This window comes from Acidovorax sp. AC410 (assembly GCF_979253235.1).
This window is the reverse complement of the sequence record NZ_CEEDCG010000003.1, coordinates 130,696-152,110: the sequence shown is the minus strand read 5'-3', so window position 1 is coordinate 152,110 and position 21,415 is coordinate 130,696. Positions and strand designations below refer to the sequence as shown.

Sequence of the window (21,415 nt, the reverse complement as noted above, 5' to 3'; positions counted from 1 at the left end):
CCATGAAACAACTCATTCTCACGGCCTTGTTACTTGCTAGCCTTCAGCAATTCGCTGCTGCCGCCGAACCGCTGGCTGACTTCAAGGTCATCGTGGAAGAATGCAAGGCATCCTTCGCCGCCAAGCCACCTACTAAGGTCGCATTCAACCCCACCACGAGCTCTTGGACCAAGCAGGCAAGCTTGCCTGCAGTCATCACCTTCGACGTCAGAAAGACAGACTCCCTCGTTCGCCCATACTCAGCGTTCATTGAAGTCCTCGAGACGCGCACTGCGGAAAAGGCGTCCGATGAGCAGGCGGCCAACAGTCTGGTCGTCAACGTCGAAGAGGCTGCATCTGCTGTTCGAAACACGTCCCGCATCGACTTTCTGTTTGAGGAAGGCAAGTGGACCATCCAGGGAGGTTCGTACACGACATCCGTGAGGATCCGCGGCGAGAAGAAGTTCGACTCGCCCAGGTCAATTTCGAGCACGCCTGAAAAGATCCGCGCGTGGAGCGGTGAAATTGCCTCCTGCGTGGGCAAGTAGGACAAGTCATAGCGCCCGTGCACACATCCGCGAGCCTGACGTGCCCGTGGCCAACAATTCGCCCCCAGCTGCCAGGCAACCGCTGCGGTCGCTATGACCCGCCTGGTCTGGTGGGCGGAGCGCAACTATAGGTGCACCACACCCGCTTTGTTGCCCCTGGATGAGTCGCTAGAATCACCTCGACACTCGCTGCGTTCGCGAACGCAGCCTTCGTTCCCTCCATGGGAATCCCAACCCGCGGCAACCGAGCGTCAGCCAAAGCTGGCATTGGTCGATGCGCAAGGCTTGCGCAGGCGCGTCACGCGCGCCATTGTCAAAACATTTCAACCCAACGGGGCCCCATGCCCCTATGGGACGGGGCTCCATCCATTTTCCGGAGACCTCATGAATACCAACAACCACATCCATTCGGACATCGCAACGCCGGTGCGCTCCCTCCTATGCTGCTGCTGCGGTGGACGCCTCGAGGGCCGACAGTTCTTCAACCAGGACACTGGACATGGCCTGGGCGACTGCTGCGTCAGCTACGTCAAATCGCGGACCCCTGATGACATGGAACGCACTTACGGAGTCGACGGCGTGCACTACAACCTGGACCCATTGGCCCGTGTGTACAGCCTGTCAACACCAGGAGCATTCGAGACCTGGCGGATCGCCCAGAACCTCACCGACCGCTGGGGAGAGATCAACATGGGCGGGGAGAACGTCAGTACCAAGCTCCTGCTGCAGGCCGATGCCGACCTGTTGGACCGCCTGCAGCTGCAAATGTTCGACGAGGACACCTTTATCGTTCGCAAGGATGGTGTCTGGGGCGTCCTGTTCGAGCTCGAATTCTGCTCACGGGAAAGCGAGGTCAACATCGATACGGCCGAGGAGAACGCCAAGCGACCCGCAAGGGACGTGGTGATCGCCAACCTCATCGCTGATCTACAGGAGCTGCAGCAACAGTTCCCTCGTGTGCATTTCGCGGTACCAGATCCGGTGCACGTTTACGAAGGGCGGCCAGCTACCTGGGCGTTCGTTCCTGACGGCCTCCTCGAGCAGCTGCAGCGGGAGGCCCTGGGCCGAGCGCTACAGTCGATGCATGGCTGATCGCCAAACTTAGCAACCGAGCTGCCGCATTCCGCCCCCGGGCTAAGCTGGGCAGCTCGCAGTGGCGCAGGCATGGCTGCCGCCACAACAAGCCCGCCAAGTGCCCTACAAGGGCCTTGGCGGCGCTTTCCAGAGCTCTCCCGGCAGTAGGGGCAGAGAAGGCTCTGGAAAGTGCTCGCTGCCAGACGTGCACCCGATGAAGCAAAGCAAAGGTGCGCCACCAAGCTCACGGTAGCTGCCCCCTCAGAACCACGTCCGCCCGCGGGCACTTTCAGTCTGCCGCCGCAGCATGCCCAGCTCGCTCCAACCACTCAAGCGCCCTGGGCCGTACTACCTGATGGTTCCCCCCAGCCGTTCGAATCCGCACTTGCTTGCTCGTCGCCCGCACTACGGTGACCTCGACACAGAACTTCAGCTCTCCGCGCTCAACTTTCCGCCATCTGGCGGTGTCACCAGGCGCGAAGTCGTGCTGTGTGGCCAGGGGCACCCACATGCCAGCCTCCTCCACGAGCTTGCAGTGGCCGAATGCGTCTTTTTCCAGTGCGCCGCTCTGCAGCATGGCCTCAATGGGCCGCTGGTCCACCTGGCTGATCTTGCCAAACTGGTCGAGCACAAAGCGCCCTGTCTTCGCATCATGAATCACTCGGCCGCCAGCCTTCATCAGGTCTCCGAGTGCGCGCTGCGCCATGCTCAATTGCTTCATCCTTCTCCACCTCTGCTCAAGCTGGCGCATGGCCGGTGAGCGCTGCGCACAGTTGCGCCACGCGCTTCGCGCCGCGCAGCACTGCAGGTGGTGAATCGTCGGTGTTGCCCTCGGCGTAGAGGTCAGCATCGCCTTTGAGGTACACCAGCTGCACCACATTGGCTTCAACGAGCACTCGTCGCCCAGATCGGCTTACTTCGATTGCCATCTGCGACGGTTCATCTACCGGCGCGCGGTCGCTGTAGTCGTCCCAATAGGCTGCAGGAATACAAAGTTGAGCCATATTCTTCCTATTCTCAAAGCCGCTCCCACGCAGCAACGAAGGCGCGAGCACCCTAGCTACGCAACGATCGTCTCTGCAACGTACAGCGCCCACTTGGCACCGTAGTCGCTATGGCCGAACGCCAAACGCTCAACCGCCGACACCTCTTCGATCGAGGGCGTGCGCAGGCCATTTTGCTGGCCGAAGTCGCTGGCAGCTGTCCACACAGCCTCCACTTCAGCCTGGTGCCACTCATCGACAGTCCTCCCCTTGCGCAGCTGAGCCTCGCGACGAAACGCCCGCTCGATGACTTCGGCCGCATCGATTTTCAGCCTGTGCCGTCGATGAATCTCTGCGAGCTCCCCTTCAGTCATCACGCCCCCCAGCGAGTTCAATGGAGATGACCGTGTCGTCGTGCATCCGGTCGCCATCGGCTTGATCTGCCTGTGCCTGGGCATCCTCCAGGCTCTCGGCCGAAACGCGAACCACTTCGGTGTATTGGATTGTGCGAACGAACCTGAATTCCGGCATGGCAGTGCCCCTCTACGAGTCCAAGCCAAACCGCGCGCGCAGCTCGGCTATACGGTGCTCGCGCTGAATCTCCAGTGCATGGGACTCCGGGCTGGCCAGTTCTGGCCGGCTGGACACCGAAGTGCAGTAGTTCGCGCTCTCACGAACCAGGCGAACGAGCTCGGACAGCTCACGCCGCATGGATTCAAAAATCATCATCAATCACTCCTGTCATTGAATTTTCAGTGGTCCACTAAGGTCCCCATCATCACCCGTAGCGACGGCCCTGCCGCTGCAGTGCGGCGAAGCGCACGCCTTGCCGTATGGCCACGTGGCCAGCAGGAACATCGTCCTCGCCCTCCAGCTCCGCGAAGCGCCGGTCGGCCAAACCTCGATCCTCAAAGCAAAAGCGCTGCGCCCAGCCGCCCCCGGCACAGCCCAACACAATCGCCCGCGTGAACAGCAGGTCTTGCAGTGCCGCCACAGACCCATCCGGGAGGACGCGCGCGGCCATGCATCCATTGCTGGTCACCAGCCAGGTGCACAACGCATCGGCCTCTCGCCTGTTAATCGTCTCAACGTCGGCTCCGGCCAGGCACCCGTCGTCGCCCGCCTCGGGATTTGTCATCAGCACCTCCTGAAAATCGGGAACAGTTTATCGCCCGCAAATGGCAGTACCTTCGGTCCAGTTGCCATCCAGCCGGGGCTGTGGCGACGCCGGCCGTTGGTCGCTTAGCACGACGTGGAGCGGGGCTTCCGCGCCACGATTGCGCCTGGGATGTTCTCCAGTGCCTTAATCCACCCTTCCTTTCCGCCGTCAAGCCCGGCAGTGTCCAGTGGAGGTGCGGGCACTTCCGGGGGAACTTGGCGCGGCACCAAGGCAGGGCCACGGCCGGTACGTGGCTCACTACCCGTAGGCACCGCCTGCTGTTCCCGGCCGGGCTCCTCAGGTTTAGCGGCCGTAGAAGTGACCAGCGCCTCGCGCATGAGCGCCCCAGCAGCGCCGAACATGACCAATCCCATAATGCTGATCAGAAGGCCCCGAGCCAAGCCGTAGGCCATCACCCCTTGCTGCCCAAGAACAGAGGCCGTGGTGGGCCTTGCAGCAGCCTGCAGCTGCGCCATTTCCTTCGCGAGGGGCGCTATCTCACCCTCCACCTTGAGGGCATCACGCAACGCGGACGCCCCCAGGGTGCGCGTCCACGCGTTAGAACTCGCGCTTTGCTGTGTGCCGTTGTCGCGCAAGCTCTGCGCAGCTGCACGACGGGCGTGGATGGTGGCCTGCAGTTCAAGCGCGCGCTGGCTCGATGCTGAGGCCGCAGCCTCACTGGCCTGGTCCAGAGCGCCCTGGGTGGCGTAAATCGTTGCTGCCTCAAACGCCAGCAGCAGAATGCCTGTGGCGATGAGCTTGATGCGCAGGGACCTCAGCTTCTTGGCCGGTAGAAGGGCCGCGAGCCCGAAAGCCGCCATTTCCGTGGCGATCATCAGCATGCCGGTGGCCACGAGCATGCTGCGCGCCATCGGGTCAGGCTCCAGGCGCTCCAAGCCAAGGATGAAGAACTGCGCGGTTACGCCGCAGGCCGCGATGCCAATGGCTGCAGTGATGAACGAGAGGGTCACGTAGGCCCAGCGGGGGAGTTGGAAGGATTCGGGTTCGGGGCTCATAGAGGCTGCATTTTCGTCGTCGGTCTCTATTCAAAGTACCGACTCTCAGTGCCTCGTCAACCCCTTTTGATGTACCTATCTGGTCCAGAGTCTGCTATGTCGACGCAGCCTGCCTCCAACTTCCTGAGAACCTGGCCGTAGTTATCGTGCAGTGGAGGCCACCCAGGCCCCGTTTCAAGTGCCCCCGGCGCGAGGCGGCCATGCAACACAGCAAGGCGAACGTGAGGGTGGGCATGACCAACGGCGGCGAGCCAGCCAGCGCAGGGAATCTCGCTTCCCGACTTCGACTGGTGGCAGGCGAACAGCGCCGCCCCAAAGTCCGGGCCATGGCCACGCTCGTTCGGGCAGGTCGCCACCAATTCCTGCGCCTTGGCCAGGCTGAACTCGGGGATGTCCTGGGCGCCCTGATCAAGGCGCCAGGGGCAACTAGGGCAGGGCTGAGTGAGCGTGCGCCATCCGTCAGTCGAGGCAGCGGTGTTCTGGCGGCCGGTGCCGCACTCTGACGCTTGGCCAATGGGGCAGCTCATGACTGAATAGCTGCATCCAAAGCAGCTAGCCTCGAGGTCATGACGGCGTTGTGCCGGAGAGCAGCGTCGAAAAACGCGGTAGCTTTTCTTGAGTGGACGCGGCCGATCAAAGCTGCCGCGTTGTCGGCCGACCAGTTTGAGGGGGACGTCATGTTGCGTACGGGCATATTCGCGCGCCTGGTCAGCGGTTTGATACGCCTGGCCTCCCCGTCCATAAGCGGCGCCGTGAACGTGGTGCTGGTGTTCAGCTCGGCTCGATCAAACCAGACGGTGTAGCTGAAGTCTCCGCGGCGCTCGCGCCGGGCCGCCATCACTGATGCAGGCTCGTAGCAGTCGGCGGACAGCGTCTTGTGCCGGGCAATTGGGTCCAGAGACAGCCGTTGCATGAAGGTCGCCAGGGGCATCGCCATGACTTTGACCGGCTCCCTCGGAATCAGGTTCATCACATCGACCGCGCTTACCTTGGCCTCATGCCCCCCTGGTCCGGCAACAACCAGCATGCCATCCGCATCAAGATGCTGATAGAACCAGTAGGGACACTCAAAGCGCCAGCCACTGGGGTTGCGGAAGGCCTCCCGCATTACGGCTCGGCTCGCCACCTCGACAAGGGTCAGCGGCGTGAGGTCCAGCAGTGAGTTCAGCAATTTCTGCCCTTTGTACTTGGAATTATCTTGCTCCAAGTATCAGCTGGACCGACTACGCGTCAAGCCCAAAAGGGCGCGCCTCCGAGCCGCTGTGTGAACGCCTTCTCGCCAGGCAGTGACCGCAGTTTCCACGAGTGCCCTTCACTAGCAACCTTCCAGCCTGACTTGAGCGTGGTGAAGCAATCCTGCGAGAGAAGCTGCCGCTCAAACACCACAACCATATTCAGACTTCGTTCACTGCAATTGGGTGAGAGCACCAAAGAAATTCAGGATCAATACGGGAACTGAGAGCATGAAGGCGATGGGCAAAGTGCACGCCAACGCCAAATCCCACCGACCGTGCTGATATGCTAGGCCCAAGGCCTTTTGGCGACATTGGTACCAGATAAACCAAACCGCGCCAACGAAAGTGATCGCGAGTAGAGCCCAGGAAAGCGCAGGGCGCAATCCAAAATACAGCGATCCCCACGCGGCAAAAGACGCAAGCATTGAAGCGACACCGCAATAGTCAAAAAGTCTCGACATAACTTCTCTCAGTCATTCCCTAGCAATGCATGTCGTTCGACAGTGACATTTATATCAGGACTATTGCCCATCCAAGCGATGGTCCACTGCCCGTTCGCGTGAACCATCTCGACGTCGGCCCTCTGATCAGCTGCAAGGGTCTCGTCGAAACCAACCCACTGAAACTGGACCAACTGCGCTCTTAAATCTTCTTGCACGATTTTCCTAGATGACGACTTTACTATCCAGAGTGGAAAGCTCTTTGAGGAGCTCATCCTGCCGGGCAATAGCATCTGCGAACCTTGGATTGTCCATGTGAGCGGATTTAGCCAGCGCCATAACGCGTGTCTGGCCGGCGATATCAGCCAGCTGTTTGTGTATTGGCCAGCAGGCCGCGAAATACTGCTCAGATGTCATGATTCGTTTCCCGTATCAGTCGGTGTAAATCTGCTGCCATTCAATAGCCAGGTACTGGATGCGCCTTGCGGCGATTGAGGGCGTAGAAGGCCATTCTCTTGGCCATGCGCGCTTTGGGCTTGTTGATCTGCATGATCTTCTTTCCTCTCAAAGAGTTCCGGGGAAGTGGCGGTCAAAACTGCCTGCAGGGCACGAACAGATTCCGCACGGCGCATAGGATTGAATGTTGGAAATGTGATCCAGCGCGTCCGCAACTGTGCGAAACGATACCGCAGGGAAAGCCCAGGCCTTGGCTGGATACACGGTTGTGTGTGGCGAAATGCGGGCCATATCTCTTTTCGGGGGGTTGTTGGTGACCACGGTGCTTTCCTCGCCTATTTATGGTGCGCACCATTGACCGCCAAAGGCCCAACAGGCGCCATTCGCGAATGCAATGATGACCAGCAATAGCGCCGCCGGCGCGAACACGATTGCCAGCGAGATGGCCATGCTTTTGGCCAAAAGAACATGCCACATGGAGCTTTCCTTGGTTTCTAAGTAGGCATCGAACCACGACGGGGCGCAACTTTCGACTTCCCCTCTTCAAAGACGATCTTAAACGTTTCACCGAGCTGCTCAGCGATGTTCTTAATCCTGTTGATTTCGATATCGTCACTGTTTGACCCCTTATATTCAGAGTAAAGATGCACGAGTCGCAGCCACAGGATATGGAGCAACGCTTCTATATCGTCGGCCCCCAGTGAGAGATTCTTTAATTTTTCAGGCATATTGCTTTCCTTTAGTTGCAGTTACTTCTTGTAGACATGTTCACGATGGAATGCCAAGTACGGGTCATGCGCTGAATTAGGCTTACGTAGGCGCATCGTGCTGGTAACCCCGAGCGCTGGCCAAGCGTCTTGCAGAAGTCGCGGAGAAATGATGATCGTCCCGCTGTCTTCGAAGGAAATCAGTCCTGCGTCAAATAAAGCGTCCAAACTCGCCACCAACAAAAGGCCGTTTAGTGGGTCAAGACGCTCTTTTGAGTCGCAGGCAGCCCAAGGTTTGATGTGGGATGCGCGCAAGGCTGCTGTCACTTTGCACCCCGTGACTGCGCAGGACTTCCAATGCCTAAGAAGGTCCTTTCGAAAAATGTCCTGCCCCACCCTTGAGGTCACAACGCTCGACCTTGACGTCGCTCGCGTAATGGTCTGCTCAAACCTCTGTGCTTTCAACTTGGCAGCATCGAGGCCGCTTTTCGTGTAATCCTCACACACATCCAAGAACTTATTGGCAGATACCTCGTCAACGAATTGGAATCGCCATCCTTCATACTCGACAAGTTGAGTATGTGGATTCACTTTCTTGGCTACAAAGGCTTCGAATTTCTGGTTTTTTGTGACCCCGCTACGCGAGGCGACAACACCTTTGATAGAGCCTAACGTCTGTGCGAGTTCCGTCAGCGATGCGTCGATGAAAAGCTTGTTCTGTCCTAATTTTCCGTCGCAAGCATAGATTGGCATCTCGGGGGAAATTTGCCATTGCCAGTAAAAGTTGCCTCTTGCCTTTGACTTCTCATAACCACGAGCAGCGAGCAAGTCCCCAAGGCGGTTGAAAATCTCTTGGGGCGACCGTTGTGACTGCTTCATGGGGCGCTCTCTAATTAAGGGCTTGCTAATGTTCACCCCTGGTATGAGGCCTTTGTCTTTCACGTGCATTCCTCGATCAGTTTGGTGTGACTCGGGATCGGTCTGCGATGGGCGTGTACCCAAGCACCTTCCCACCATCTGCGGCATGCTCGATGCGCTCAGGAGCACCAGGCGCTGCCAAGTTGTAGTGGACCAGCACATTGCGGCCGTCCTTTTTGATCAATTCGCCTTCGCAAAGCATGCCGTCCCACAGTAGAAAGATGCAGGCGCCTGTCAGTGGGGGGGAAGTCCGGGCGTCAGGGTAATCTGGAACATGTACTGTCTTCCTACTTGTTTCTGCGGGCAGTTAGAACCTTGCCCTGTTTGTCTACCATGAACTGCACACCGTGAGGTTGCCCATGCTGCGGCAACTGAGCCGCACGGGCGTCCGCCTCCTCCATTGATTCGAAGAGCACGATCGGGGCACCATCGAAAAGATTGCGGTCCGCCAGCCACTCTCCGGACTCCTGCAGGTATTGCATTGATCCCATGCCGTAGAACTGCGCTACTCCCCAGGACTTTGCCATTGAATCATCCTTTTTAGCTTTGCGGCTGGGGCGTCGCACGCCAAACCTTCAACATGTGCGCCATCCACTCAGCCCCAACTCGATCCACCGCGTAGGCAATGGAGTCACCAGGCGCTAACTCCCGCATGCGGCCGGACGCAAGCGCCACGTACAGAAGCTCGCCCGTAGACAGCACACCTGCGCACTCATAGTTGCCATCCCATGCCTGCCGGGCAATTTCATCCAGTCGATCAAGCTCTGCCATTGTCTTTTTTCCTATCTCACTGTGCCAACGCGGCGCCGGTCATTGGGTCAAAGTTGGCGCTGGACTGAACTTCTTCCAAGGAATAGACCACAAGCACATCAGCCCTCTCGGCGTCGCGCGTGTAGTAGCGAAACTGCCCATCTCGCCAGTCCCAGTCATGAAGACGATCTTCAAAGAAGACCGTCTTGTGGTGAACCAATAGCTGGTCCTGCATGAACTCCGCCTCATTGACCAGCGTTGCAACCCGAACAGGTTGCCTCGCCAGCGGGATCTTGTGCAGGCCGCTTGCCTGCACATCGCGAAGAATTTCAAAGTCAGTCGCCTTTTACATGATCTGCTTTCCTTCACTATTCCAGCTCTAGCTTTGCAAGGTCACGCCCAGTTACAGCGAAGTAGCTATCCTTGCAGTTCTCAGGCGTCCATGCGACCCATTCCATACAGTTCTGGAACTCACCTGGCTGCTGAAGCGTTGCTCGCAAATCCTTGCCAGCGTGAGCCAGGCAGAAGGCCCCCACCACAGTAGCGCTGTCCGCACCTCGAAACCAGCTCGATGAATGCTCCGCTACGTGGACCATCTGCATGGTCTCCTCGCAGTAAAGCGTGACACTGTGGCTCATTGGTTTCCTTGATTTCAACTCGAATATGGTTCTTGCACGTTTTTTGCGCCGCAGCGTTCGCAATCACCGAACTTGCCCTGGCCGGTTGTTTGTCGCCAGTGACGTACATCGTGGCCATACTTCGCACAATACTGTGCTGCTGTAAGCGTATAGCGATCCCAAATTTTTCGAAGCACGCCTTGCTCTCCTTCCCTTGTCAGTTCTGGTTGCAGGATCACTACACATTCGTAATCAACTCATTCTTTCCATTGTCAGCGTTTCGCGGCATGGGAGATAGAGGTAGCGGCCACAGACTGCACTGCAGCAACTGCATCAGGCGTCAGTGCCAACAGCTGGCCTCCCACCTCATGCACTTCAAGCTGTTCGTCGGTCGATGTGTTGCGAACCCAGGCCTTGCCCTGCACGTCCAGCATCGCCCTCAAACGAACGTAGCCTGCAACCAATTCCAAGCCACCACCGGTTGCGTTCCTGACGTAGATCGACATGTCGCTTTCCGTGCAGATACGTGAGCCAGCACGGAAGGCTTCGAAGGTCGGAGCCTCCCACTCACCCTGGTACACAGTGGAGAGAGGGGCAACGGGCTGGTGCTCGGCTTTTGCGGGGAGGGCAGCGCGAAGCTGCCTGAGGAAAGACCGACCCTGCGCCTTGCGGCGATTGAGGGCGTAAAAGGCCATTCTCTTGGCCAGGCGCCCTTTGGGCTTGTTGATCTGCATGATCATCTTTCCGCTCAGATTGTTTGCGTCGCTACGAACAGAACGCGGTGGGGCCACCCTGGCAAACCCCGGCCCTCCCGCCAATCGGTATAGCCAATGCAATGCCCTCCATCGTTGCACATGGGCTTCCGATGCTGATGTACTTGGGGCACATCCCGGCCCTCACAACTCTCGATCATTGTTGGCGAAGCGACGGCAAGAACGCGGTGGGGCCACCCCGGCAAACCCCGGCCATACCGCCAATCGGTGTATCCAATGCAATGCCCGCCATCGTTGCAAATGGGCTTCCGATGCTGATGTGATTAGGGCGCATCCGTGCCCTCACAAGTTGCGGTCATGATGCTTTCCTATCAAGCGGCAGCCGCCGCAGCTTCCAGCCGATCCAAGTCGTGCTGGGTGTGGGTAACACCGCCGTAATTCATGCGGCGGTATAGGCCTTTAAGAGTCGCTTCGTCGGTGGTGGCGGGCAATTCGATGCGCGTCAAGACCACCCTGTCAAACCGCCGTAGTTGCTCCGCCCTGGGGATGGCCGCATAAAGCACGCCTTCAAACACCTGCAAACGGCCTTCAATGAACTCTTGAATCGCAGTTACGCGCTGCTGCCCATCGATGAGCCAGTTCGAACCAGGTTTGACGAGGACCTTGCCGTCAGAGCCAGTAGACCAGTCCGGCGCGACAGTGACGATGGCTCCAGGCGGGAATCCCAGAAGGATGCCCTCAACGAAGGCCCGCTGGCGTTCGACATCCCAAACCGACGGGCGTTGCCAGGGCGGCAGTACTAGCGACAGCAACTGGCGCTCCCCAGCGGTGGTCGTCTCCACACGCCCCTCTTCCCATAGGCTGGAGATAGTGCGCGGGCAAGCAGTTCCTGACAGGAGGCGATCTGGTAGCGACATCATTTCTCTCATTGGCTAGACACCAATTCGGCCCGATGGCCTTTCTCAGCGGCACTCTCGAAAATGCGCTCGGCGGTGTCCGTGCGCTCTACCCACACGCGCCAGCCACCCCCGTTGGCAGCAATCTTTTCCGCGCTGGCCAAAGCCTCGGCGCGGGACATTGGATTGCCTGCGTACTTGGTTACCCGCGTGAACATAGCAGGGTTGCCCACCACGTAATTCAAATTCCAAATTTTCTTGGCCACATCCTCGTCCTATCTGCAATATTCTTGCACTGATACTAGGGTACATGTCCACCATGTCAAGAGCCCTTTTGCACGGGGCCGAGGACCATTTTTTCGGTGTCGCCAGTAGCTCGGTGCGCAAACCTTTGAATGGGGCCTATCCAGGCGAAAAGAGAAATGCGCTCTCGACGCGGAGTCGGAGAGATGACCCACTTAGATCCCGCGGTTGAATATCGCCAATGCTGCAAGGAGCTCTCGTTAGAGCCCGTGCAGCAAGGAAAAAGCCCCGCGGCTGATCCTTCGATCAGCGCGGGGCTCTTGGTTGAATTGCAGTCACGCATACCGAACATCAGGCAACTTCTTGCCCAAGTTCAGCATTGCGCGCATAGCCTTCTTGAAGTGATCTTCGCACGCCTTCCGAGCCAGATCGTCTGTGGCGAATTGCCCGATCTTCTTCAGAGGGTGGTCGTCACCTTTGTTCAAAGTGGCCGCTCCCTGCACAGTGGTGTAGACCCATATGCCAGGTCCTTTTTCTCGACCCGGCTGTCCAAGTCGAGCCACCAAATCCGAAATGATTGGAGTCATAGGTGCCATTTTCCTGAACCCTGCAAAGGACGGTACCGGCCCAGTTGGGCAACTGGTGCCCGTCCGAGTGGATGAACTGCAGCCCAGGCACATCTACCGATGTGTCCTGGGTGCATTTATTGGCGCGCGCGACAGGCCCGAAGGCCCGTGGCGTGCACCGTAATTGCTGATCCAGAGGATCAGCTGGCCAGCGCCGCAATGGAGGCCGGCGTGGTGCGGCGCTCGATCGCAAGACGCAGCCGGATGACAACCTCTTCAGCCAAAGCCTCAGGTGATGGCTGGTTCCTGCAAAATTCGCTCCCTGCGATGAGGGATCTGTGCATTCCCCAAAACGGCCGCCCCTGGTCCACCCAGAGGTGGACGGCGAAGCCGTCGTTGTACTGGCGAGAGACTCTCGGCGAGCTTCTCATCGTGGGCCTGTAATGCAGCTCCGGGTGAAAGTAGCGAACCTCCACCTTTAGCTGAGACTCATCGCTGCTGTCGTAGACAGCGCGGCGCCCGAATACGCTGAGCCCTGCGTCTGAGGACAAGATCTCGCAACCCAGATTCCAGTTCAGCTGCTGATCCAGTGCACGGGATGTTGCCTGTGCGAACGAGTGGCCATCAGGCAGCTGGACCTGGCTCATCACCAGGCTGGCAAAGCAAAGGAAGTCTTTGCGGACCCTTGCGCGGCCCTGCTCGAGAGTGAGCGGGGCCTCGCACGTTCCGTAGCAAGCAACGGGCGCAGCGGCGCCAAGGTGTGGATTCACCATGCTCATCCTCCTTTCAGAACAGGGCCGACTGGCCAACACACTCGGACACCGCAGGCAGGGCAGGGGTGTCCACTGGCGGCGCGAAGCCGTCGAAGTCATCCTTGCGGAGCTTCTTCTCGGCGGCGCGGTCGATCGCGTGCTTCACGTTCAAAACGGATACCTCGTAGGTCAAGAGGTGGGAGCCCCGCTTGCATTGCAGCTCAAGCTTCTCTGCCTCCACTTTTGAGATGAAAGCGCCAGTACAGCGCTTGTAGTCGCTGAACACGATCGTGCCCAGCCTCTGACCAACAAACGGGCGCAGTCTTGCGCGCGCATCGTCTTCAGCAGCGTGGACCTTGCGAGCATCCAGGTACCTCCGCGCGTAGTAGCAGTCCATGCCAAAGACGCCGCCTTCTACGCGAAAGTTCTCAAAGTTCGCCTGGTCAGCCTCTTCGGAAAGGCCAATTGCGCGAGCGCAGTGCTCCCGGACTTCGCTGGTGTAGTACAGCCCGGCATCAAGTGCAGACTGCACCTCGGCGATAACCAGCTGCTGGTTCGCGGTGGGGACGAACCCACGCCGCTCACAACCAGACCAGTGGTCGTGAAGAGAAGACCTGCCTTCAGGTAGTTTGTACATTTCGATCTCCATGAGAAATGAAGACGAGCACAAGCCCAATCGGGCCGGATTTGCCCGTCTGGGCTTGAACGCCGGCCACGAGGTGACCGACACAGAAGAATGGACTCAGGCAGACAGCCTGAGAGGCAGCTGCGAGCCCTTTGTTTGCATCACCCGGGCGGCTGCAGCGGACATCCACCGGGTCATCTCCTTCGTCCGATGGGAGAAGGTGTTGGAGTGACCAGCGCTGCGTGCCTTCACGCGCGCTGCGAAGTCCCAGCTCATTGAGTCCACCGAGCCTACCCAGCCCAGCTTCTGCACTTCCTGGAGCGCGGCTCCCTTCACCCCGAACAGGTGAACCTTGGACGCCGCCGGCAACTTCCCGTCGAGCGACCGCAGGACGGCGTAAAGACCGTGCTCTGGATGGTGGAGATCGCGGCGGCATACCGAACCCAGCCCGATTAGGCGAGGCGGTGCCAGCCACGGCTCCCAGCGTTGCCAGACCTGCAACAGAAGATCAAGGCTGCGCTGGTAGTCGCTTGTGGACCACCCTTGAAGGATGGGCACCGGCGGCGGCAGCATGCTCGCCACGGTGTCGTTGGAGCAGGTCTTGGCCAGCTCGTTCTGCCAGGCGTAGATGATTCGCAGCGTTCCTTCAAGCAGCGTTGCTGTTGCTCGAACGCGATAGTCGACCTCCGTCGGGCTCGCGGCGAGCTGCGGCTCCGCGCAAAGGTCAGGTTGGCTGAACCACTCAGGTCGAAGAAGGCCGGCGAGCTCGATGTACTGATGGAAGGTCCAAGGGAACACCCCGGCAATGCCGGGCTGCCGCCCCTTGGCCTGGTACAGCGAGACCGCAACGAAGCCCGCGGAGTCGAGTGCGAACGGAACCTCGTACAGGTCCGAGGCCTCGGGCACAGCGAATTCCCCCTTCTTCGGATTCCAGAAGGCGTTCGCGCTCACCATGGCCGAGTAGCCTTCGTTGAATGCATGAAAAGCCAGCTTACCGCCCTTGTGCGGTATGCCGACGCGCACCAGAAGCCCGTCTTTGACCTGTGCGTTGATTTGCCCCATTGGGACGTTGGACATAGTGCTTTCTCACTTGAAAGAGACGAGCACCCGGCCCGGAAGGCACTTGGTGCCCATCCGGGTGAATAGATTCCAGGACGTCGGTTCGACGCTATCCAGAGGTTGGCTGCGAGGCCAGCTGTTGGGCCTCACGCCACCAGCCCGGCAGCGCCTCAGTGGCCCAGCCGAAGTGTGTGAAGTCGGGAACTCCGCGGTCGGCTATCTCGGCGAGAAAGGCGAACCGCACATTGTTGGCCTCCGCCAGGTCATGGACCTGTCCAAGCGCATCGAGAGAAGCACTGATGCGCCCAGCCCGATCCGCCAGTTCAACGGCCAGAAAGTGCCCGTCTCCGCGGGCGCGCCGCACCCCTGAGAGGGCAGCAGCGATATCGTTCAGCCGGCACATGTGAAGGCCGATGGCCTGCAGCACACGCAGTGGGATGGGTTGGGCCAGGCCGCCTATCGCGCATGAGCTGCTTTCGCAGCGCAGCTGCCGGATGGGCGTCTCCGCGTTGGGTGAAAGTCCCATCGTCATTGGGAGACCACCTTCAGCTTGTCCCCCAGCAGGGCGTCGCACTGAAGGACTTCACGATCTGCCCACTCGTCACCATTGGCATCGCGATCGGCCGAAGTCGGAGAAGCCAACAGGTCGCGATAGCACTGCACAGCGGCCGCAAGCAGCTCCACTTCCGACGGGGTGAGCAGCACCACAGCGGGCTGTATCTCGTCGCCAAGTGGCGAGAGCGCCAGGGCAGGGCGGGATGGGGTAGTGCCGGAGCCATTGCCGGACGGCATGTTGAATTTCATGAACCTATCTCCAAGGGGTTGAAGACGGGCACTGGCCCTGTGGGCACGAATGCCCATCAGGGATTGAATCGCCTCGTAGAGGCTGTTGGCGCTGGATGTTTTCAGTCCCCAGCTGGGACCTTCGTTGACCAGGCAAGCCAGGTCGCGTGAAACTCGCTTTCCAAAAGGCCCAAGTCGGTCGACCTTTTGGAAAGCGGTCGCCCGAGGGCGACGCTTCCATGATTGTGCACCATCGCACGATGCTCCCGCCGTGCTGACAGCATGGAAAGCGGCCTGCACGGTAGAGATGCATGCCCCTGGACCCTAGTGGGTCCGTGACGCACTGGCTAGCAGGCGCGCGAGGTCATGCCGGGGCATAGGACAAGTGGTCGTCGGCGCCGACTATGTCGAGAAGACGCGAGCCGATGGCCACGCCAGTAAGCTCCTCGAGCGTATGGCGGCCCTCGATCACCAGGGTCTCGTCGCGGTCTGGCTCGAAATTGCATTCGAGCACTGCCTCGGCTTGGCCCTGAGTCAGCGCTGCGGGGGCCCACACCACGTAGGTGGACTCACCCTCCCGATGGGTGTGGGTCACAGTGAATGGCTTGAGGCGATCAATCGCTTGAGCTTCCTGCAGCAGGGCCAAGGCTTGAGCCCTCAGCAGCAGCGCGCGGTCGATGTCGCGTTCCAGCTGTGTCGATGGCTCCTGCCCGATGGAAACGCCGGACAGGGGTGAATAGCTGTAGGCCAAGCCGAAGTGATCCGCCAGCACAGCGATGGGCTGGGCCTCGGTCTCGACTGCCACGTCAGTGTTCTTGCAGAAAGCGCTGAAGTAGAACTCGTCGACTGTCACCACCAGCATGTCGCGATCAGTCCGCCGTGGGATCAGATCAGCACCATCCGCAGAGCTGCGCGGGTAGGGCGCCGGATCGTGGCGGAGGAACTGGGCACGATAGTCTGGCCGCTCCAGCTTGTAGACGTGATTCTCGTCCACCACCGCTGCGAGCCTGACACTCTCTCGCGCCAGCTGCTCGTCCACTTCAAAGCGAGCCATGAAAGGAGCTGTGGGTAGGCCTTCGCCACCAGTGACTGCTACGGTGTAGCACTTTGCGGCCCTTGCACAGGCCAGACCCTCGGAGCTCTGGGCTGCGCAAATCGGAGGCGGCTTTGGGGTTGTGTTGGCAATGATGTCCATTTTCAGAATCCTGTTGGCTGAAGATGGGCACTGCCCCACGGGCAGCGCCCGTGGGGGTTGAAGAAAGTACCGTCGCGACTGCGGCGGTTAGGTGCTCAGACCAAGCCGATGCGGTCGACCAGCCAGTTGTAGTCGGCTCCAGTCGGGCACCGTTCCCTTGAAGCCATCTGTTCCTCGTGCTTTCGCAGGTCATCTCGCAGAGCGGTCAACGCTGCCAGAGCTTCAGGGCGCGACGCGGATCCAGGGGATAGCGCCTCGATCGCTTTGTCCAGCACTGCGACGTTTTCTGGTGACCGACCCCGAGGGCTCCGATGACCTAGCAGCATCCTGATTTCTGCACGGTTGCCTTCATGGTCATCGCACACAAAGGTGCCGTCGCTTTCAAATCCGCCGGCGGCTATTCCGCCCTCGGTCAGGATGCATTCGAAGGTGTGCTCGGAATTGGACCAGGTGAAGCGCACAACCTGGTTGTCGCATTCGCCCGAGGCCTGGGCCACGGACCAGGCACAAGTTTGCGCCCCGTTGTCGATGGAGACAGCCGTCGCGCTCGCCAGGATGCGCAGAAAGTCTGCAGTATCTGCAGGCCGGATAGTTGCGGAATTAGTGGATGTCATTGGTCTCTCAATGGCTACGAGAGGCACCGCCACCCGTCGGGCACTAGTGCCCCTCTGGGTTGATGAATATCCTATGCCCAAGACGCCCGTAGGCGCGCAAGGGACGGCTAGAACTTGCCGATGAAGCCCTGCGGAGGATGGCGCTTCAGGCTCGACCGGAGCTCGGGCGCGACCTCGACGGCAGCCTGAATTGCCCAGGTGAGGCCATCGATCAGCTTGCCCTCTGATGCGACGTTCAGTCGTGCCTGCTCTGCAGCGGACAAGTTGCCCAGCCGAGCAGCTGCGCGAATCAGCAGTTCGCCGGCCGCAGCAATGACGGCGGTGGTTGTTCGGCTCTCAGGTTGTTCCAAAGTGCGATCCTTTCGGAATTGGGATGGACCTGGCGCCGGGGGCAACAAGGCCCATCGGGGATTGATTCGCCGAAGGGCGAGGTTGAGCAGGCGGTCTGCGCGCAATCAGTTCAGTTGCGCCTTGCGCATGCGAATCGGACGCCCCGTGAACGGGGGCGGGGGTGCTATACAACGCACCGTCAAGGCCGAAAGCCCTGGGAGACGGAAAGCATAGCGAACTCGTCAGCCTTGGCAACTGTCTGCGTCGCTGCGCGGCCCAAGGCCCCAGGCACTCACCTGCTTGCGAGGGTGGACGTTTCCAGCTAGCCTGCAGCGGTTTCACGGCCTCGCGCTTTGAACGTGCATCCATGTGCACATCCCGCTGCCCGTCCAGGGCGGCCTCAAGAAATCACTTTCACCCCAGGGGCGACACCGCTCCGAGGGACTGGGTCGCCTCGCAAAGTAGGGACCCAGACCATGAGCTTCCAAGCACGTGCATCCGGCACGCGGCCATCCCCCACGCCAGCTTCAGCGCAGGCTTCGCCAGGTCGCGCAGCGAACTCCCTGGCCACCGCCGGCGCTGGCCGCAGCACACCAGGTCAGCAGGAAAGGCGGCTTGCTGCCTACGACAGCCAGTTCCACGCCCTCTACGGCCCACCTGGACGCAGTTCACGACCAGGCCTTCGGCTCTGATCGGGGCCGCCCAGATCGAAGGGAGCACCGCGAGCAGCTGGTGCTTCATCAGATCTACACCAGCACCAAGCCCTGGCGTCACCAGACGCCAGGGCTTTTCTGCTTCCGGCCGGGCACAGCGCTTGATGTTCGGTGGTGAATCTTCTAAGTGCGCGACCTGAAGCTGGGCGAAAATTCTCGCCACATTGAAGGATCACACATGCCATCAGCGATCACCGAGACCCTGTCTGAGGTAATGCCCAACGACCGCTGCAGAAGTCGTTGGCTGGAGCTGCTGGGCAAATTCACGAGCGCCGACAAAGTGGAGCGGGGGGTGTTGGTCAATGAAGGCCTGTACTACGTGTACGGCCTGTACGACCTGGGGCAGATCAGCCCTGTCGAGCGCGACGAACTACGAGGCGTGCTGTTTGCCCACGACCGATTGCCATTGCTCACACCATGACTGCCAGGCGGCTGCGCGGCCGCCAGGTGTTCTGTGACCACCCTTTCGGGCAGGCCGGTGCTACGTCAGCGCCTGTCGTCCACCACGTTGAATTCGAATCGAAACTGAACCGCTACCTTCTCCGGCAGGGATAGCACCAGGCGCGTCTCCACCGGATGCAGCACCGTGGATCCGTCGGCGACCAGGGCCCCCTTCTCGACCGCGAGGACCTCCTCTTTTGAGGTGACGGTCCTGCGGGTTGCGGTCCAGTCGAATTCGCCCGTGCGGACTTTCCGCTTCTGCAGCCAGGACCAGATTGCCACCAGCTCAGTATCAACTTCGGGCACCTGACCTCGGGAGGTAGTGGCCAGCCCGGTGAAGACGTAGCGTTCGCCGCTGAGCGCCCATTTGAAAAGTAGGTGTGCCATCAATCGATCCATGTCTATCGCAGAAACTCGCAACCGGTGAGCATAGCGCCGGCAAACAACGCTCTGCAGGCCGGCCAGGGCACCTGGTGCGCGTGTAACACCAGGCTTTTGTAAGCAGATGCCGGCGGAGCAGCACGGCTGGCACAATGCCAGCCCGGCCAGGAGAAAACCTTATGCCCCACATCATCATCGACAGCCGGGAGAGCCGCTCCCCGGTCTTCGCCGAGTTGCACCGCACGCAGGGGATCACCGTGGAGGTGAAAGAGCTGCCTTGTGCCGACTACCTACCGCATGAGCACTATGGCGTTGAGCGCAAGGATGCTACGGACTTTGTGGCCTCGATCATGGATCGCAGGCTGTTCGCCCAAGTGCGGCGGATGAAGGACGAATACGAGCGTCAATGTTTCATCATTGAAGGCAACCCGTACGCGACCCGCTCCGCGATCGCTCCCGACGCGATCCGAGGGGCGCTGTCCTACTTGATGGCCATCGAGGGGGTATCGGTGGTCACCGTCCCGAATGCCACGGAAACTGCACTGCTTCTGGTCACCCTGGCGCGCCATCTGCAGGAAGGCCTGGGCTATGAGGTCGCACTGCGCGCCAACAAGCCCAAAGATCTGGGAGATTTGACACAATTCCTCGTAGAGGGGCTTCCAGGCATAGGGCCCACGGGAGCAAAGGCCCTGGTGTCGAGGTTCGGCAGCGCGCATGCCGTCTTCAATGCGTCCGTTCCAGATCTCTGCTCGACGCCCGGGGTCGGCAAGAAGACTGCGGAGCGTATTCACCTCGCGCTGCGCGCCGGGGGCCTGATCTCATCAGACGCGCCCCCAGAAGATGCAAAACCTCGCCAAGGGCATGCCCGCAGCAACGGATGGCGTGTGAGCCGGGCTGGGCCATGAACGAGTTCCTGAATGCCTTGAGACGCGCAGCGCTGCATGGCAACCCAGTACAGATTGAGCGGCTATCGGGGGGCTCCGGCAGCTACACCTTCGAGGGCCGGGTGATGAGCGTCGATGCAACGGCAGGAAGCTGCCTCGTACAGCGCGGTGAGGAGCCGGGCCCCCGCCAATACTGGATCAGGTACTTGTTCAGGATCACCGGCCCGGACGGAGTGACGACCCCAAACGCAGAGGCGCTGTCGAAGCATGCGGAGGTCCTCGCCCAGCGGGAACAGCGAGTTGTCGATGGGCAGCGCGCGCTGGTCGACGAGGCCTTCGTTCCTGGGACAACCCATGTCCCAAACAGACCCGTCGGCCGGGTACCTGGAACCCTCGACGGAGAGCCTTGCGAGCTGTACGCTTTTCGAGCTACCAGCGATTCCACTCGACTGGTCATAGTGCACGCTGTCAGTGAAGTACAAGCCGTGCGATGCATGCGCCTCTTGGACGCTGACACCAGCATTTGGGACGTCTTCGCTGTCTACGTGAAGGCGCGCTTTCTGTGGCCTCCCTGGTTGACGCTTAGAAGGGATGCGCGGGCCGTCGCTGAAGGCCTGCGTGCTGGTGCCCCATGTCTGCCGGAACAACCAGAATGGAGTGTCCAGTCTGCGCGAGAGGAGCTATACGCCCGGGGCGGACTCACCTACGCCAACTACAGCCATATCGCGAGCCTTGAGTCGCTGGAGATCGAAGAAGGAGACGTCGAATCGCTGTTTCAGCTCGCAGACCGTGTCCCAGCGACCCTGTTCAACCGGTACCTCTCCGTGTCTTGGAAGTCGAATCAGTTCTTCGATGATCTGGAAGGGGTGAACACCGCTCAGCTAAAGCAGATGATCGAGTTCGGGCTGGCGCGCGAGCGTCCCCCTCCCTCGGCGCAAGAAGCGCTGGAACGCATGGCTATCTCGAAGCTGAGGGAACTCGTCGCACTGGCTGGGACCGGATTCAAAGCCAAGGGAGGAGATGCATTGCGGCACCACCTGCAGGCCCACATGACACCAGAGTTGTCTCGCGAGGCAGTCAGCAGAGCAAAGCGATCGAAGTACGAGATGCTTGCTCCGCCAAACTGGACCTGGGCTCAGTTCCAGTTCTTTAGACAGGACTACCGCAACCAGTTGGAGACGCTTCGGGAGTGGATGTGTTTCGCATCGGCCCCAGCTGAGGCTGCTAAGCGATTTTCTGCGATGGTTTGAGCGCACGTTGGGGAACACCGCAGAAGCTTGCCGAGGCCCTCGCTGTGCGTGTACGATCCTCCCGCCGGTGCTTTCACCGGCCTCCCTC

33 protein-coding genes are annotated in these 21,415 nt (G+C 60.0%); 5 read left to right on the top strand and 28 right to left on the bottom strand.

Going from position 1 to position 21,415, the window contains the following annotated elements; translation table 11 throughout:
- The first annotated feature begins 2 nt into the window (after window positions 1-2).
- Both AC0IZS_RS33950 and AC0IZS_RS33945 read left to right on the top strand, forming a co-directional pair.
- Window positions 3-527, top strand: coding sequence for a hypothetical protein (locus tag AC0IZS_RS33950; protein WP_436220424.1), 525 nt, complete (start codon window positions 3-5; stop codon window positions 525-527).
- A 384-nt stretch (window positions 528-911) separates the two neighbouring features.
- A complete protein-coding gene (locus AC0IZS_RS33945; RefSeq protein ID WP_436220425.1) occupies window positions 912-1,619 on the top strand; it encodes a hypothetical protein in 708 nt (235 codons plus the stop codon).
- A 271-nt stretch (window positions 1,620-1,890) separates the two neighbouring features.
- Here AC0IZS_RS33945 and AC0IZS_RS33940 read toward each other — a convergent pair whose 3' ends face one another.
- The 27 genes from AC0IZS_RS33940 to AC0IZS_RS33810 all read right to left on the bottom strand — a co-directional run bounded on the left by AC0IZS_RS33940 (window position 1,891) and on the right by AC0IZS_RS33810 (window position 17,678).
- Window positions 1,891-2,322 carry a hypothetical protein gene (locus tag AC0IZS_RS33940; RefSeq protein ID WP_436220426.1) on the bottom strand — a complete coding sequence of 144 codons (432 nt, stop codon included), beginning with the start codon at window positions 2,320-2,322 and terminating at the stop codon, window positions 1,891-1,893.
- A 16-nt stretch (window positions 2,323-2,338) separates the two neighbouring features.
- Window positions 2,339-2,605: a hypothetical protein gene (locus AC0IZS_RS33935; RefSeq protein WP_471639741.1), complete on the bottom strand. Its 267-nt coding sequence runs from the start codon at window positions 2,603-2,605 to the stop codon at window positions 2,339-2,341.
- 56 nt (window positions 2,606-2,661) lie between these two features.
- Window positions 2,662-2,958 carry a hypothetical protein gene (locus tag AC0IZS_RS33930; protein WP_436220428.1) on the bottom strand — a complete coding sequence of 99 codons (297 nt, stop codon included), beginning with the start codon at window positions 2,956-2,958 and terminating at the stop codon, window positions 2,662-2,664.
- On the bottom strand, window positions 2,951-3,073 hold the full coding sequence (locus AC0IZS_RS33925) for a hypothetical protein (protein WP_471639740.1): 123 nt from the start codon (window positions 3,071-3,073) through the stop codon (window positions 2,951-2,953). The genes AC0IZS_RS33930 and AC0IZS_RS33925 overlap by 8 nt, the downstream gene beginning before the upstream one ends.
- A 54-nt stretch (window positions 3,074-3,127) precedes the next feature.
- The gene (locus AC0IZS_RS33920) at window positions 3,128-3,313 is read right to left on the bottom strand and encodes a hypothetical protein (protein ID WP_436220430.1); all 186 of its coding nucleotides are present in this window, start codon (window positions 3,311-3,313) and stop codon (window positions 3,128-3,130) included.
- Window positions 3,314-3,362: 49 nt separating this feature from the next.
- A complete protein-coding gene (locus AC0IZS_RS33915; protein ID WP_436220431.1) occupies window positions 3,363-3,722 on the bottom strand; it encodes a hypothetical protein in 360 nt (119 codons plus the stop codon).
- 104 nt (window positions 3,723-3,826) lie between these two features.
- Window positions 3,827-4,759 carry a hypothetical protein gene (locus AC0IZS_RS33910; protein ID WP_471639739.1) on the bottom strand — a complete coding sequence of 311 codons (933 nt, stop codon included), beginning with the start codon at window positions 4,757-4,759 and terminating at the stop codon, window positions 3,827-3,829.
- Window positions 4,760-4,815: 56 nt separating this feature from the next.
- Window positions 4,816-5,286 (bottom strand): DUF6283 family protein, encoded by a 471-nt coding sequence (locus AC0IZS_RS33905; RefSeq protein ID WP_436220433.1) that lies wholly within the window; start codon window positions 5,284-5,286, stop codon window positions 4,816-4,818.
- A complete protein-coding gene (locus AC0IZS_RS33900) occupies window positions 5,283-5,966 on the bottom strand; it encodes a hypothetical protein (protein ID WP_436220434.1) in 684 nt (227 codons plus the stop codon). The genes AC0IZS_RS33905 and AC0IZS_RS33900 overlap by 4 nt, the downstream gene beginning before the upstream one ends.
- Window positions 5,967-6,659: 693 nt before the next feature.
- Window positions 6,660-6,851, bottom strand: a complete 192-nt coding sequence (locus AC0IZS_RS33895; protein ID WP_436220435.1) for a hypothetical protein — start codon at window positions 6,849-6,851, stop codon at window positions 6,660-6,662.
- A gap of 533 nt (window positions 6,852-7,384) precedes the next feature.
- On the bottom strand, window positions 7,385-7,618 hold the full coding sequence (locus tag AC0IZS_RS33890; RefSeq protein WP_436220436.1) for a hypothetical protein: 234 nt from the start codon (window positions 7,616-7,618) through the stop codon (window positions 7,385-7,387).
- Between the two features lie 21 nt (window positions 7,619-7,639).
- On the bottom strand, window positions 7,640-8,476 hold the full coding sequence (locus tag AC0IZS_RS33885; RefSeq protein WP_436220437.1) for an HNH endonuclease: 837 nt from the start codon (window positions 8,474-8,476) through the stop codon (window positions 7,640-7,642).
- A gap of 326 nt (window positions 8,477-8,802) precedes the next feature.
- Window positions 8,803-9,042, bottom strand: a complete 240-nt coding sequence (locus AC0IZS_RS33880; RefSeq protein ID WP_436220438.1) for a hypothetical protein — start codon at window positions 9,040-9,042, stop codon at window positions 8,803-8,805.
- A 13-nt stretch (window positions 9,043-9,055) separates the two neighbouring features.
- Entirely contained in the window at window positions 9,056-9,286 is a 231-nt protein-coding gene (locus AC0IZS_RS33875; RefSeq protein ID WP_471639738.1) for a hypothetical protein, read from the bottom strand.
- A gap of 16 nt (window positions 9,287-9,302) precedes the next feature.
- Window positions 9,303-9,581, bottom strand: coding sequence for a hypothetical protein (locus AC0IZS_RS33870; protein WP_436220439.1), 279 nt, complete (start codon window positions 9,579-9,581; stop codon window positions 9,303-9,305).
- Between the two features lie 573 nt (window positions 9,582-10,154).
- Entirely contained in the window at window positions 10,155-10,616 is a 462-nt protein-coding gene (locus AC0IZS_RS33865; protein ID WP_471639737.1) for a hypothetical protein, read from the bottom strand.
- A 350-nt stretch (window positions 10,617-10,966) separates the two neighbouring features.
- On the bottom strand, window positions 10,967-11,437 hold the full coding sequence (locus tag AC0IZS_RS33860) for a DUF262 domain-containing protein (protein WP_436220441.1): 471 nt from the start codon (window positions 11,435-11,437) through the stop codon (window positions 10,967-10,969).
- A gap of 83 nt (window positions 11,438-11,520) precedes the next feature.
- Window positions 11,521-11,757, bottom strand: a complete 237-nt coding sequence (locus tag AC0IZS_RS33855; RefSeq protein ID WP_436220442.1) for a hypothetical protein — start codon at window positions 11,755-11,757, stop codon at window positions 11,521-11,523.
- Between the two features lie 312 nt (window positions 11,758-12,069).
- Window positions 12,070-12,321, bottom strand: a complete 252-nt coding sequence (locus AC0IZS_RS33850; protein WP_436220443.1) for a hypothetical protein — start codon at window positions 12,319-12,321, stop codon at window positions 12,070-12,072.
- A gap of 179 nt (window positions 12,322-12,500) precedes the next feature.
- The gene (locus tag AC0IZS_RS33845) at window positions 12,501-13,073 is read right to left on the bottom strand and encodes a hypothetical protein (RefSeq protein ID WP_436220444.1); all 573 of its coding nucleotides are present in this window, start codon (window positions 13,071-13,073) and stop codon (window positions 12,501-12,503) included.
- Between the two features lie 13 nt (window positions 13,074-13,086).
- Window positions 13,087-13,689, bottom strand: coding sequence for a hypothetical protein (locus AC0IZS_RS33840; RefSeq protein ID WP_436220445.1), 603 nt, complete (start codon window positions 13,687-13,689; stop codon window positions 13,087-13,089).
- Between the two features lie 105 nt (window positions 13,690-13,794).
- Window positions 13,795-14,754 (bottom strand): deazapurine DNA modification protein DpdA family protein, encoded by a 960-nt coding sequence (locus AC0IZS_RS33835; RefSeq protein WP_436220446.1) that lies wholly within the window; start codon window positions 14,752-14,754, stop codon window positions 13,795-13,797.
- Window positions 14,755-14,845: 91 nt separating this feature from the next.
- Entirely contained in the window at window positions 14,846-15,268 is a 423-nt protein-coding gene (locus AC0IZS_RS33830) for a hypothetical protein (RefSeq protein WP_436220447.1), read from the bottom strand.
- Entirely contained in the window at window positions 15,265-15,540 is a 276-nt protein-coding gene (locus tag AC0IZS_RS33825; RefSeq protein WP_436220448.1) for a hypothetical protein, read from the bottom strand. The genes AC0IZS_RS33830 and AC0IZS_RS33825 overlap by 4 nt, the downstream gene beginning before the upstream one ends.
- 343 nt (window positions 15,541-15,883) lie before the next feature.
- Entirely contained in the window at window positions 15,884-16,573 is a 690-nt protein-coding gene (locus tag AC0IZS_RS33820; RefSeq protein WP_471639736.1) for a hypothetical protein, read from the bottom strand.
- 236 nt (window positions 16,574-16,809) lie between these two features.
- Complete coding sequence (locus AC0IZS_RS33815) at window positions 16,810-17,328, bottom strand: hypothetical protein (protein ID WP_436220450.1); 519 nt, start codon at window positions 17,326-17,328, stop codon at window positions 16,810-16,812.
- A gap of 107 nt (window positions 17,329-17,435) precedes the next feature.
- Entirely contained in the window at window positions 17,436-17,678 is a 243-nt protein-coding gene (locus tag AC0IZS_RS33810; RefSeq protein WP_436220451.1) for a hypothetical protein, read from the bottom strand.
- An 871-nt stretch (window positions 17,679-18,549) separates the two neighbouring features.
- Between AC0IZS_RS33810 and AC0IZS_RS33805 the strand changes: the two genes are divergently transcribed.
- Window positions 18,550-18,792, top strand: a complete 243-nt coding sequence (locus tag AC0IZS_RS33805; RefSeq protein WP_436220452.1) for a hypothetical protein — start codon at window positions 18,550-18,552, stop codon at window positions 18,790-18,792.
- Window positions 18,793-18,857: 65 nt separating this feature from the next.
- Here AC0IZS_RS33805 and AC0IZS_RS33800 read toward each other — a convergent pair whose 3' ends face one another.
- Window positions 18,858-19,199, bottom strand: a complete 342-nt coding sequence (locus tag AC0IZS_RS33800; protein WP_471639735.1) for a hypothetical protein — start codon at window positions 19,197-19,199, stop codon at window positions 18,858-18,860.
- Between the two features lie 173 nt (window positions 19,200-19,372).
- On the opposite strand from AC0IZS_RS33800, the gene AC0IZS_RS33795 reads away from it, so the two are divergent.
- Together AC0IZS_RS33795 and AC0IZS_RS33790 are read left to right on the top strand one after the other, a co-directional pair.
- Window positions 19,373-20,098 (top strand): ERCC4 domain-containing protein, encoded by a 726-nt coding sequence (locus tag AC0IZS_RS33795; protein WP_471639734.1) that lies wholly within the window; start codon window positions 19,373-19,375, stop codon window positions 20,096-20,098.
- On the top strand, window positions 20,095-21,327 hold the full coding sequence (locus AC0IZS_RS33790) for a hypothetical protein (protein ID WP_471639733.1): 1,233 nt from the start codon (window positions 20,095-20,097) through the stop codon (window positions 21,325-21,327). The genes AC0IZS_RS33795 and AC0IZS_RS33790 overlap by 4 nt, the downstream gene beginning before the upstream one ends.
- The last annotated feature ends 88 nt before the right edge of the window (window positions 21,328-21,415 follow it).

Bases quoted from the DNA above. Each gene is read 5' to 3' on its own strand.
- AC0IZS_RS33890 (WP_436220436.1), bottom strand. From the start codon at position 7,618: ATGCCTGAAAAATTAAAGAATCTCTCACTGGGGGCCGACGATATAGAA.
- AC0IZS_RS33880 (WP_436220438.1), bottom strand. From the start codon at position 9,042: ATGGCAAAGTCCTGGGGAGTAGCGCAGTTCTACGGCATGGGATCAATG.
- AC0IZS_RS33905 (WP_436220433.1), bottom strand. From the start codon at position 5,286: ATGAGCTGCCCCATTGGCCAAGCGTCAGAGTGCGGCACCGGCCGCCAG.
- AC0IZS_RS33840 (WP_436220445.1), bottom strand. From the start codon at position 13,689: ATGTACAAACTACCTGAAGGCAGGTCTTCTCTTCACGACCACTGGTCT.
- AC0IZS_RS33910 (WP_471639739.1), bottom strand. From the start codon at position 4,759: ATGAGCCCCGAACCCGAATCCTTCCAACTCCCCCGCTGGGCCTACGTG.
- AC0IZS_RS33875 (WP_471639738.1), bottom strand. From the start codon at position 9,286: ATGGCAGAGCTTGATCGACTGGATGAAATTGCCCGGCAGGCATGGGAT.
- AC0IZS_RS33800 (WP_471639735.1), bottom strand. From the start codon at position 19,199: ATGGCACACCTACTTTTCAAATGGGCGCTCAGCGGCGAACGCTACGTC.
- AC0IZS_RS33945 (WP_436220425.1), top strand. From the start codon at position 912: ATGAATACCAACAACCACATCCATTCGGACATCGCAACGCCGGTGCGC.
- AC0IZS_RS33805 (WP_436220452.1), top strand. From the start codon at position 18,550: ATGCCATCAGCGATCACCGAGACCCTGTCTGAGGTAATGCCCAACGAC.
- AC0IZS_RS33920 (WP_436220430.1), bottom strand. From the start codon at position 3,313: ATGATGATTTTTGAATCCATGCGGCGTGAGCTGTCCGAGCTCGTTCGC.
- AC0IZS_RS33830 (WP_436220447.1), bottom strand. From the start codon at position 15,268: ATGACGATGGGACTTTCACCCAACGCGGAGACGCCCATCCGGCAGCTG.
- AC0IZS_RS33845 (WP_436220444.1), bottom strand. From the start codon at position 13,073: ATGGTGAATCCACACCTTGGCGCCGCTGCGCCCGTTGCTTGCTACGGA.
- AC0IZS_RS33815 (WP_436220450.1), bottom strand. From the start codon at position 17,328: ATGACATCCACTAATTCCGCAACTATCCGGCCTGCAGATACTGCAGAC.
- AC0IZS_RS33825 (WP_436220448.1), bottom strand. From the start codon at position 15,540: ATGAAATTCAACATGCCGTCCGGCAATGGCTCCGGCACTACCCCATCC.
- AC0IZS_RS33865 (WP_471639737.1), bottom strand. From the start codon at position 10,616: ATGCAGATCAACAAGCCCAAAGGGCGCCTGGCCAAGAGAATGGCCTTT.
- AC0IZS_RS33795 (WP_471639734.1), top strand. From the start codon at position 19,373: ATGCCCCACATCATCATCGACAGCCGGGAGAGCCGCTCCCCGGTCTTC.
- AC0IZS_RS33835 (WP_436220446.1), bottom strand. From the start codon at position 14,754: ATGTCCAACGTCCCAATGGGGCAAATCAACGCACAGGTCAAAGACGGG.
- AC0IZS_RS33885 (WP_436220437.1), bottom strand. From the start codon at position 8,476: ATGAAGCAGTCACAACGGTCGCCCCAAGAGATTTTCAACCGCCTTGGG.
- AC0IZS_RS33895 (WP_436220435.1), bottom strand. From the start codon at position 6,851: ATGACATCTGAGCAGTATTTCGCGGCCTGCTGGCCAATACACAAACAG.
- AC0IZS_RS33820 (WP_471639736.1), bottom strand. From the start codon at position 16,573: ATGGCTCGCTTTGAAGTGGACGAGCAGCTGGCGCGAGAGAGTGTCAGG.
- AC0IZS_RS33940 (WP_436220426.1), bottom strand. From the start codon at position 2,322: ATGAAGCAATTGAGCATGGCGCAGCGCGCACTCGGAGACCTGATGAAG.
- AC0IZS_RS33915 (WP_436220431.1), bottom strand. From the start codon at position 3,722: ATGACAAATCCCGAGGCGGGCGACGACGGGTGCCTGGCCGGAGCCGAC.
- AC0IZS_RS33935 (WP_471639741.1), bottom strand. From the start codon at position 2,605: ATGGCTCAACTTTGTATTCCTGCAGCCTATTGGGACGACTACAGCGAC.
- AC0IZS_RS33950 (WP_436220424.1), top strand. From the start codon at position 3: ATGAAACAACTCATTCTCACGGCCTTGTTACTTGCTAGCCTTCAGCAA.
- AC0IZS_RS33850 (WP_436220443.1), bottom strand. From the start codon at position 12,321: ATGACTCCAATCATTTCGGATTTGGTGGCTCGACTTGGACAGCCGGGT.
- AC0IZS_RS33930 (WP_436220428.1), bottom strand. From the start codon at position 2,958: ATGACTGAAGGGGAGCTCGCAGAGATTCATCGACGGCACAGGCTGAAA.
- AC0IZS_RS33790 (WP_471639733.1), top strand. From the start codon at position 20,095: ATGAACGAGTTCCTGAATGCCTTGAGACGCGCAGCGCTGCATGGCAAC.